Origin of the sequence: Nitrososphaera sp. (assembly GCF_050748925.1) — an archaeon.
Classification (GTDB): Archaea; Thermoproteota; Nitrososphaeria; order Nitrososphaerales; family Nitrososphaeraceae; genus Nitrososphaera.
The window spans coordinates 1-8,895 of the sequence record NZ_JBOGQF010000071.1 but is presented as its reverse complement, the minus strand read 5'-3'; the positions used below and the strand labels follow the sequence as shown (position 1 = coordinate 8,895).

The window sequence follows — 8,895 nt, the reverse complement described above, 5'->3', positions numbered from 1 at the left end:
TGGACGCCTTTAGCAGGCCGCCGGGGACATGCGAGTTCATCAGGTCGACCATCTTTTTCGTAAACTCGGGCGACTGGAGCACCCTGTTAAAGTCGGTGTTTGGTGAGGCCCGGTTGTCCTCAAACCCAAAGTCGACGTACGGCCCGGTTTTGTGGATAATGTCGGTGCAGGCGTCCAGCACGGCGTCTTCTGTGTACGTGTCGGTGATGCCGGAAAAGTTTAGCAGGATTTCCGCATGACCTTTGGGGCCTTGTGAAAATTTGCGCAGGTTTTTGACGGTGTGGTCGAGGCCCTTGTGCGGGTAGCCCTGCGCGTTTATCAGCGCCTGGCGCCCGTCGTCGACTGCCAGCCTCTTCTGCGGGTTGCCTGCGCGTGGGTTCTTTAGCACGCTGCCGGGGTTCAGGTAGCCAAAGACGTATGATGTGGGCACAAGCATCTCGCAGTCCTTGTCAAAGCCGGCCGCCATGCCCACCGGGCTTTTCAGGGCGTGGTTGGCGATTTTTACATGCAACTGCTCTCCGGGGTCGAAATATGGCGCGTTCTTGCGGAACTTGTCTGACATTTTTGCAAGGCGCTCTTTTGCAACCTCGTGTATCACTTCTGCCTGCGACAGCCCGCCGGCCGCCCTGTGCCGGGAATAAAGGTACTTGCGGTAAAGCTTGAAGAGGGAAGGGTCCAGGCTGGCCTTGAAAGTGTCTAGCAATGGCCGGTGGTCAATTCATGACCCAAAATATATGGCTAGTGCTGGCGGTCCTTGACAAACTCCCAGAGCGCCGACCAGAGGCCTTCAAAGCTGCCTGCGTCTATGGTGTAGGTGACAGAGTTGCCGTACTCGTTTGTGAGTTGCAATACGTTGTTCTTGCTCACGGACAGCGACTTTTCCCCCACCGACACCACCAGCCCGTTTTCAGTGGTGTCCACCTTGACGTCCTTTTTCTTTGCCATGCATTTTGAAAAGATCGGCAGGATTTTTAAATGCATTTGCGCACACCAGTGTGTGGCCAAGTCAGCCGACTGCACAGAGAACAACCACGGCAAGTGCGAAGGCCACTTTAAAGAGACCGTCAACGAGTCGCCGGTGACGAGGATGTGCGCATGCCCGTGCCACGACAGCACCTACCAGCTTGTCAGAAACACGGTCGCCCTGATAAACCAGGCCGAGAGGAGCAACCCCTATCACCTTGCTTCGTCGAGCCTTGACGACTTGTAGGCGTACTTCATGTATAGCAGTACAAGATTAAAGGCGGTGCCAAGGGCGTTTGCTATTATTATCACCCAGTCTGACTTGAATATGCCGTAGGCCAGCCAGAGTGTCGTGCCGGACGCAAAGAGCGCCATCAGGTAAGGCGACACGTCCTGCATCCTCTTTGTCCTGTACGCCTTTACCATCTGGGGCACAAAGCTGCTGGTCGTCAGGGTCGCGGCCATCGATCCCACTATGGTCACAAAAAGGGTGTCGAGCTGCAAGGGCACAGGACGGGCAGCAGGCTTGGTATTAAGACCTAGAGCCTGCCAGCGATTATATTATAATGCCGACATTACAGCATCATGGCGCAGCTGAAGGATCTTGTCGACGGCGCGGTGGTGGGCTCGGGCTCTGACTATATCGTGATACAAAAGGGCAAGAAGAGGATAATGCTGGAATGCGCCGGCTTTAAGATGCAGGAGCTAAAGACCCACGGGACGCCGTACGGATCGCAGTTTGATTGAGATTTACCACCAGGTCAACAATATTTCCGTAAAAAGTTAAATTGAGTTATCAAGACACTTCTCAACGTTTGACACAAAAGGCCACCGCTGAGGTTTCTGCAAAGCCCCTCAATGTCCCGGCTTCGCAGACGCAGGCGGTTCACCGGGGCAGGGTGAAATACGACAAGAAGGCCGAGTCAGAGTTCTTTGTAGACAACTCTGCTCTTGCAGGCTTTACCACGGAGCGCATCCTATACATGGCTGTGCGCGAGCTCATTGAAAACTCGCTTGACTCTTGCGAGACTAACCACATACTCCCGAGGGTGTCGCTTTCCCTGAAGGTGCTGGATCCTGCCAACGACATGTGGACGATAACCTGCCAGGACAACGGCATTGGAATCCCATCCGATAAAGTGCCGGTCGCAGTCTGCTCGTTCCTGACTTCGGGCAAGTATGTCGAAAAGCAGCAGCGCGGCCTCTTTGGCGTCGGGCTGAAAATGATTGCCGCGTTTTCGACAAAGGACACCGACCACCCGCTAAAGGTATGGAGCAAGCCCGGCGACGAAGGATCGGAATATTATTTCGAGCTGCGCACCGATATCAGCACCAACAGGCCCATCGTGCTGGCAAAGAGGGTGCTCAAGGAAGGCGAGTCCAGCATTCCCGGCGATTCTGGGTTCAGAGTCGAGGCTGTGCTGCGCGCAAGGCTCTCGCCCATCACAAGGTCCAACATAAAGAACAAGATAAACGAGTACATTAGCCAGACCAGCGTCGTCAACCCCTACGCGGTGATAGAATTCGAGACGGACGAGGGCAAGGTCACTTTTGACCGCAGGACCGAGATTATGCCGCAGCCGGCAAAAGAGGTATTGCCGCATCCTGCCGAAATGGACCTGCAGACGCTCAAAAAGGCCATCATGAACTACATGAACCAGAAGACGACCCTGCAGGGCGTGCTTGCCGACTCGTTCCAGAAACTGTCGAGCGAAAAGGCCAAGCAGATAATAGCAGAGGCCGGCCTTGAGCCCAAGCCGGCCGACAGGTACGACGAACACGAGCTCATCAAGGTCGTCAACGTCTGCAAGCAGACGAAATTCCACATGCCAAACACCGACCACCTGAGCCCCATCGGCGAAGAGATCCTGACCGCAGGCATGACTTCTGAATACACGATAATCACGAACAGGGAGGAGCAGCAGAACGGCGTGTCGCAGTCGCAGATATCAGTCAAGGTGCTAAAGCCGGCGCTTACCGCCTATTCTTCAAGGACGTGTGTCATCAACAACCGGCCCACCGTTGTAGAGTGTGGCATCGCGTACGGCGGCGACATTGGCTCTTTCAAGCTCTACAGGTTTGCAAACAAGATTCCATTGCTGTACGACGAAGGCTCTGACGTCGCAAGGGAAGTGGTGGCAGAAGTCGAGATAAACAAGATGGGCATTTCGAAAAAAGAGGTCAAGGAGCAGTTCGCAAACCCCGATGCAAAATCAGACAGGGCCGTCGAACTGCTGCCACTGCACATCTTTTTCCACATCTGCTCCACAAAAATACCGTACAAGACTGCAGGCAAGGAGAGCATTGCGTCTGAAGGCGAGCTGAAGCGCTACATGAAGGCGTGCCTGTCGGATTTGTATCGCAAGGTGAGCGCCCAGATACGCAAAGAGCTGCGCATGAAAGAGGCGGCAGGCAGGCTGTCGCTCTACAAGCACTACATCCCGCTAATCGTGAGCGCCATTTCCGAGTCTATAACCGTCGACGCCAAAAAGCTGGAGCAGGCGTTCACGGAACTTGCAGAAAAGCACGTCTCTGGCGAGATAGCGGGCCTCCCCGTGCACGAGAAGGAGGACAAGATAACTGGCGAGCGCATCAACGAAGAGGCCGAAACCGTCGAGGTAGAAATAGACGGCGAGGTAGTAAAGCGCGACAAAAAACAGATAGCGATAAACGCGGCGAGGAAGAAGGGGAGCAGGTCGGCGCCCAAAAAGAAGAAAGGCCAGACCACCCTTGACGGCCTGATGAGCAAAAAGGGGAAGAAAAAGTAATGCCGACAAGCGACAAGGGCCACCTGGACGTCATGAAAAAGATCAGGGTCATAATGAAGGACGTCAGCGCCGACCTGATGCTCGAAAAGACCATGCCGGTGCTCGACGTGCCAAAGGTCGGCTATGACAACACGGTCTGGTCGGACGAAAAGCGCATGCTCACCATAGGCGACAAGAAGGTCAAGGTGAGCCCCGACAGCACGAAAAAGATACCCACGTTTGCGCAGTACCTCGTGATGGCAAACGCGGTCAGGAAGCTATTGGACGAGGAGATGGAAAGCACCATCAGGGGCATGTATTACGCGACCCTGAGCACCGTCGGCGACGAAAAGAACAAGCAAAAGTTCTGGCGCGGGCAGGAAGACTCGGACGACGCAATCAAGGCCATAGAGCTTTTGACTGGCGTTCCGAGGGAAGAATTTTCAGTCACTTCAAAACCAAAAGGCATGATCTCCGGCCCCATCACGCTCAGAGTGGGAGGCGACATCATCGACTGCAACCTCGGGAGCAGGGCGACATCGCAGCTGATACCGACCAACATACGCGACGTCGAGATCGTCAAGGTAAAGGCCGACTTTGTGATGGTTGTAGAGAAGGACACAGTCCTTAACAACATCAGAAAGTCCGGCTTTATCCAGAAATACAATGCCATACTGCTTACAGGCTCTGGCGAGCCGGACAGGGCGACCAGGATGATGGTCAAGAAGCTCAGCGACGAGTGGAAGAAACCCATAGTGGTGTTTGCAGACGCCGACCCGTGGGGTCTTGGCATCGCGCTCCGCTACAAGATCGGCAGCGAGTCACTGAGCTACGACAGCGACAGGCTGGTCACTCCAAACGCAAAGGTGCTCGGCATGATGTTCTCAGACATCTATGAATACAACATACCCGAAGTTGCAAGGCTTGCGGCCACCGACGAGGACCTGACGAGGGCGTCTGACATGAAGAAAAAGCCGTGGTTCCAGGACAAGCAGTGGCAAAAAGAGCTCGACCTGTTCCTAAAGACGAAGGAAAAGTGCGAGCTTGACGCGTTCTTCAAGCACGGCTTCAAGTACCTGGCAGAAGTGTACCTGCCGAAAAAGCTGCGAGAGGCCGGCGTAATCTAGTACGCCCAGGCAGAATAGCTATTAAAAGTCGTTTTGACAAGCCGTGCCACCTGCCCCGCCGTGCCAATGTAATGGAAGGTGTCGCCGGACTGGACTATAAAGGCGCCGGAAGGCGACCTGTTGACAAACATCTTTTTCCCCCTCGACTCGACCCTTACCCCTTCGTCGAAGTCAAGCGAGTCGAGCTTTTGGACCAAGTTTGCGATCCTCGTGCCTGCAGGCATGGCGGTATCTTGCAAAGCATTATCTTAAAATCCTTTAGCGGCAATGGAATCCCGTTGATTTTGCCGCTGGCCGACGGCAGGGCCCTTGAGATCAAGGTGAGGACGAGCGCCCGCGCGAGGCATTTTCGCCTCGTCTCCGGCATCGGAGGCGTCGAGGCGGTGGTCCCGCCCGGCTATGACGAGGGCGGGCTGGCCAGGTTCGTAGAGAGCAAAAAATCGTGGATAGCCAGGACGGCGCAGCACTATGACATGATAAGGGAGCGCACCGGCCACGAGGACGGCGCGCTCTATTACCTCGGCAGCCGCTATCGCTACCACGTCATAAAGGACAGGCTGCCGTCGGCCACAATGTCAGAAGGCATGAAGGTAGTCACGTTCCACGTCACCGACAAGAGAAGTTACAGGCGCCACATCACGGCGTGGTACAGGGAGCAGACGCGCAGTATAATCGCAGAGAGGCTGCCGGCAATAGCCGCCACGATGGGCCTGCAGTACAACAGGGTGGCCATAAAGAGCCAGAGGTCGAGGTGGGCCAGCTGCTCGAAAAAGCGCAACCTCAACTTTAACCTGCTCCTGTCCGCCGCGCCCGTCGACGTCATCGACTATGTCATCGTGCACGAGCTGGCGCACATACTGGAGCTGAACCACTCGAAAAGGTTCTGGGACATTGTCGCGTCAGCCGATCCCGGCTTTGAAAAACATAAAGAATGGCTTGACGACCACTCGCCGGTCATAGGGGTAGAAAGTTTATAGAACTGGGGCGGCGCGTCTTTCTTGAGCAATGGACGTTACAGAGCGCATAGCCCTCGTCAGGCGCGAGCCGACGGAGGAGGTCATCACCGATGACGAGCTGAAGGCGCTCTTTGAGACAAAGTCCCGGCCCCGCCACTACATCGGCCTCGAGATTTCCGGCATCCTGCACATCGGCAGCCTCGTGCTCACCGGCTTCAAGATAAACGATTTCATAAAGGCAGGCATCGACTGCACCGTCTTCCTCGCAGACTGGCACACGTACATCAACGACAAGCTGGGAGGCGACTGGGAGAGGATAAGGCAGGTGTCGCAATACTATGCTGAAGCGTTCAGGCTGTTCTGCCCCGGCGTCAACATTGTCACCGGCAGCGAGCTGTACAAAAACACGCCGGACTATTGGGAGAATTTCGTGCGCTTCTCAAAGCACATGACGCTTGCGCGGACCATGCGCTCGCTCACGATAATGGGCAGGAGCGAAAAGGACGCGCTCGACCTTGGACAACTATTGTACCCGCCCATGCAGTCTGTCGACATAAAGGCGCTCGACCTTGATATCGTGCACTCGGGCATGGACCAGCGCAAGATCCACATGCTGGTAAGGGAAGTGTTCCCCAAGATGGGCTGGAAGGCGCCCGTGCTCGTGCACCACCATCTGCTGCCGGGGCTTGCCGAGCCGGTCAAGATGGGCCTCGACGAAAACGCAGAGGAAGACGCGAGGATATCGAGCAAGATGAGCAAGAGCAAGCCTGCAAGCGGCATACTGATACACGACGACGAAAAAACCATACGAGAAAAGATTTCCAAGGCGTTCTGCCCCGTCGGGGTGTCTGAAGGAAACCCGGTGCTCGAGCTGGTGCGCCACGTCGTCTTTCACGAGTTTGACGACTTTACGATAGACCGGCCGGCAAAGTACGGCGGGAGCACGACCTACGCAAGCTATGCAGAAGTCGAGCGCGACTTTGTCGCTAAAAAGATCCACCCTATGGACCTGAAAGGCGCGACTGCCACATACGTCAACAGGATAGTCGAGCCGGTCTACAAGCACTTCAAGGGCAAAGAGCCGCAGCTGAATTGAGTAAGCCGGGATTTTACGGCAAGTACCGCGACGCGATAAAGTTCAACCGCAACATCGTGATCGCCGGCGTCAGCGCCTTTTTGACGGGCGCGCTCATCTCGCAGCTGTACGCGGGGTACAACGAAAACAACCTGGCAAACTCGGCCGCGACGCTTGCAGCCGAATATGCAGTCTACATCCCGGCCTTTGCGCTCCTGTTCTACGTCGACAACCGGGGCAAGTACATCGATGCTGCAGGCAAAAGGGATAACAAGCAGCTAAAAAACGACTTGAAAAAGCTCCTAGCCTCGTTTTCCGTGTCAGAAGTCATCTTCTCCGCAGTCAAGATAGGCGCCCAGTACCAGCTCTTGCAGTCTGGCACGGAGGCGTATGTGGCGTCGATGGTCGCCTCCACTCTGGCGTGGGCGGTGTTTTTCGTCGCGATAAACCTGATGGCCAAGGCGACGAGGCTGTTCAGATCGAATAAAACATAAACCATCCAAGAGTGCCTGTGCACATGGAAACGCACCAGCTGTCGCCCGGCCTGAACGTCTGCAGAGTCCTAAACGGCATGTGGCAGGTCGCAGGAGGCCACGGCTACATCGAACCGAAAAAGGCCGTTTCAGAGATGGTAAAGTACCACGAGGCAGGCTTTACCAGCTGGGACCTCGCCGACATCTATGGGCCCGCGGAGGACTTCATCGGCGACTTTCGCCGGAAACTCGCGGAGGAAAAGGGCGAACAGGAGCTAAAAAACGTACAGGCGTTCACAAAGTTTGTACCCGAGCCGGCGAGGATGAGCAGGTCATTTGTGGAGCAGAGCATCGACCGGTCGCGCAAAAAGATGGGCGTTCAAAGCATCGACCTTGTGCAGTTCCACTGGTGGGACTACGGCAACGTTTCATGGCTTGACGCGCTCTTGTTCCTGTCGGAACTTCGCGACAAGGGCATGGTACGCAACGTCGGGCTCACCAATTTTGACACGGCGCACATGCAGGACATGGCAGACGCCGGCGTCAGGATAGCGTCAAACCAGGTCCAGTACTCCATCATAGACCAGAGGCCGGCTGTAAAAATGGCCGAGTTTTGCAGGAAAAACAATTCCGTGATTTACGCGTATGGCACGGTGTGCGGCGGCCTGCTGTCTGAAAAATACCTGAATAGAGAAGAGCCTTCCATCGCAGAGCTTGACACGCAGAGCCTGCGCAAGTACAAGAAAATGATAGACGCGTGGGGCGGCTGGAAGCTCTTCCAGGAGCTGCTTGCAGCGTTGAAGGGCGTGGCCGACGGGCATGGCGTGAGCATTGCCAACGTTGCGGCGCGCTATGTCATGGATAGGCCGGCAGTCGCAGGCGTCATAATAGGGGCGCGCCTTGGCCTCGCGGAGCACAGGGAGGACAACGCCCGCGTCTTTGGGCTAGAGCTCGACGACGAGGACCGAAAAAAGATAGAAGGGGCGACTGCCAAGTCGCGCGACCTCTATGCGTCGATAGGCGACTGCGGCGACGAGTACCGCTAGCAAGCTGGAAAAAGCCGTCGAGGTTATTAGCCCGCGCAGCCAACGCCCAGCATGTCAAGTATCGAGCTAGTGAAAAAGTTCTATGCGCTTTTCAAAGCCGGTGACAAACAGGGATACCTTTCGCTGTGTGACGATGCCATCGAGTGGAACACGATGCAAGGGATGCCCGCAGGCGATTCGATAGTCGTGCTCGGGAAATACTCTGGCAGGTCCAGGACCGGCAAGGAATTTGAAGCGCCCTTTGCGCACGTCTACGCCGTCAGGAACAACAGGATAGCCTCGTTCAGGCAGTATACCGACACTGCCATTATCCAGCAGGCGCTAGCTCCCGGCTGAGCTTATATTATGAAGCAGCCAAGTATTGCCGCACCGTGATTCCCTCGGGAATGTCCGCGGTTTCTCTGTTCCCGAAAACGGCGGCATGCCTTGAGGGGCTGCTGTCACGGTGCATAACATCCAGAAAACAATCTAGGCGCGGGCAAAAACGGCGTTCCATGCAGCCTAGAAG

General features: G+C 55.7%; 12 protein-coding genes and 1 pseudogene. 9 read left to right on the top strand and 4 right to left on the bottom strand.

Features of this window, described 5'->3' with window-relative positions:
- Positions 1-703 (bottom strand): annotated as a pseudogene (locus tag ACREAY_RS07215) (hypothetical protein); the annotation flags it as partial.
- Between the two features lie 35 nt (positions 704-738).
- Positions 739-945 (bottom strand): hypothetical protein, encoded by a 207-nt coding sequence (locus ACREAY_RS07210; RefSeq protein ID WP_431755092.1) that lies wholly within the window; start codon positions 943-945, stop codon positions 739-741.
- A 52-nt stretch (positions 946-997) separates the two neighbouring features.
- On the opposite strand from ACREAY_RS07210, the gene ACREAY_RS07205 reads away from it, so the two are divergent.
- The gene (locus tag ACREAY_RS07205; protein ID WP_431755091.1) at positions 998-1,210 is read left to right on the top strand and encodes a hypothetical protein; all 213 of its coding nucleotides are present in this window, start codon (positions 998-1,000) and stop codon (positions 1,208-1,210) included.
- Here ACREAY_RS07205 and ACREAY_RS07200 read toward each other — a convergent pair.
- On the bottom strand, positions 1,177-1,467 hold the full coding sequence (locus ACREAY_RS07200; protein ID WP_431755090.1) for a SemiSWEET family sugar transporter: 291 nt from the start codon (positions 1,465-1,467) through the stop codon (positions 1,177-1,179). The two genes, ACREAY_RS07205 and ACREAY_RS07200, sit on opposite strands and share 34 nt — an antisense overlap.
- Before the next feature lie 81 nt (positions 1,468-1,548).
- Between ACREAY_RS07200 and ACREAY_RS07195 the strand changes: the two genes are divergently transcribed.
- The 3 genes from ACREAY_RS07195 (at position 1,549) to ACREAY_RS07185 (ending at position 4,837) form a co-directional block, all read left to right on the top strand.
- A complete protein-coding gene (locus ACREAY_RS07195) occupies positions 1,549-1,710 on the top strand; it encodes a hypothetical protein (protein ID WP_431755089.1) in 162 nt (53 codons plus the stop codon).
- 68 nt (positions 1,711-1,778) lie between these two features.
- The gene (locus ACREAY_RS07190) at positions 1,779-3,731 is read left to right on the top strand and encodes a DNA topoisomerase VI subunit B (protein ID WP_431755088.1); all 1,953 of its coding nucleotides are present in this window, start codon (positions 1,779-1,781) and stop codon (positions 3,729-3,731) included.
- Positions 3,731-4,837: a DNA topoisomerase IV subunit A gene (locus ACREAY_RS07185; RefSeq protein WP_431755087.1), complete on the top strand. Its 1,107-nt coding sequence runs from the start codon at positions 3,731-3,733 to the stop codon at positions 4,835-4,837. Before ACREAY_RS07190 ends, ACREAY_RS07185 begins: the two co-directional genes overlap by 1 nt.
- On the opposite strand, the gene ACREAY_RS07180 is transcribed toward ACREAY_RS07185, so the two are convergent.
- Positions 4,834-5,061: a hypothetical protein gene (locus ACREAY_RS07180; protein ID WP_431755086.1), complete on the bottom strand. Its 228-nt coding sequence runs from the start codon at positions 5,059-5,061 to the stop codon at positions 4,834-4,836. The two genes, ACREAY_RS07185 and ACREAY_RS07180, sit on opposite strands and share 4 nt — an antisense overlap.
- Before the next feature lie 54 nt (positions 5,062-5,115).
- On the opposite strand from ACREAY_RS07180, the gene ACREAY_RS07175 reads away from it, so the two are divergent.
- The 5 genes from ACREAY_RS07175 to ACREAY_RS07155 are packed head-to-tail and all read left to right on the top strand — an operon-like array spanning position 5,116 to position 8,723.
- Complete coding sequence (locus ACREAY_RS07175) at positions 5,116-5,814, top strand: M48 family metallopeptidase (RefSeq protein ID WP_431755085.1); 699 nt, start codon at positions 5,116-5,118, stop codon at positions 5,812-5,814.
- A 28-nt stretch (positions 5,815-5,842) separates the two neighbouring features.
- Positions 5,843-6,889 carry a tyrosine--tRNA ligase gene (locus tag ACREAY_RS07170; protein WP_431755084.1) on the top strand — a complete coding sequence of 349 codons (1,047 nt, stop codon included), beginning with the start codon at positions 5,843-5,845 and terminating at the stop codon, positions 6,887-6,889.
- Positions 6,886-7,362: a hypothetical protein gene (locus ACREAY_RS07165; RefSeq protein WP_431755083.1), complete on the top strand. Its 477-nt coding sequence runs from the start codon at positions 6,886-6,888 to the stop codon at positions 7,360-7,362. The genes ACREAY_RS07170 and ACREAY_RS07165 overlap by 4 nt, the downstream gene beginning before the upstream one ends.
- A gap of 23 nt (positions 7,363-7,385) precedes the next feature.
- Positions 7,386-8,387 carry an aldo/keto reductase gene (locus tag ACREAY_RS07160; RefSeq protein WP_431755082.1) on the top strand — a complete coding sequence of 334 codons (1,002 nt, stop codon included), beginning with the start codon at positions 7,386-7,388 and terminating at the stop codon, positions 8,385-8,387.
- A gap of 51 nt (positions 8,388-8,438) precedes the next feature.
- Positions 8,439-8,723, top strand: a complete 285-nt coding sequence (locus ACREAY_RS07155) for a nuclear transport factor 2 family protein (protein WP_431755081.1) — start codon at positions 8,439-8,441, stop codon at positions 8,721-8,723.
- Positions 8,724-8,895: the final 172 nt, after the last annotated feature.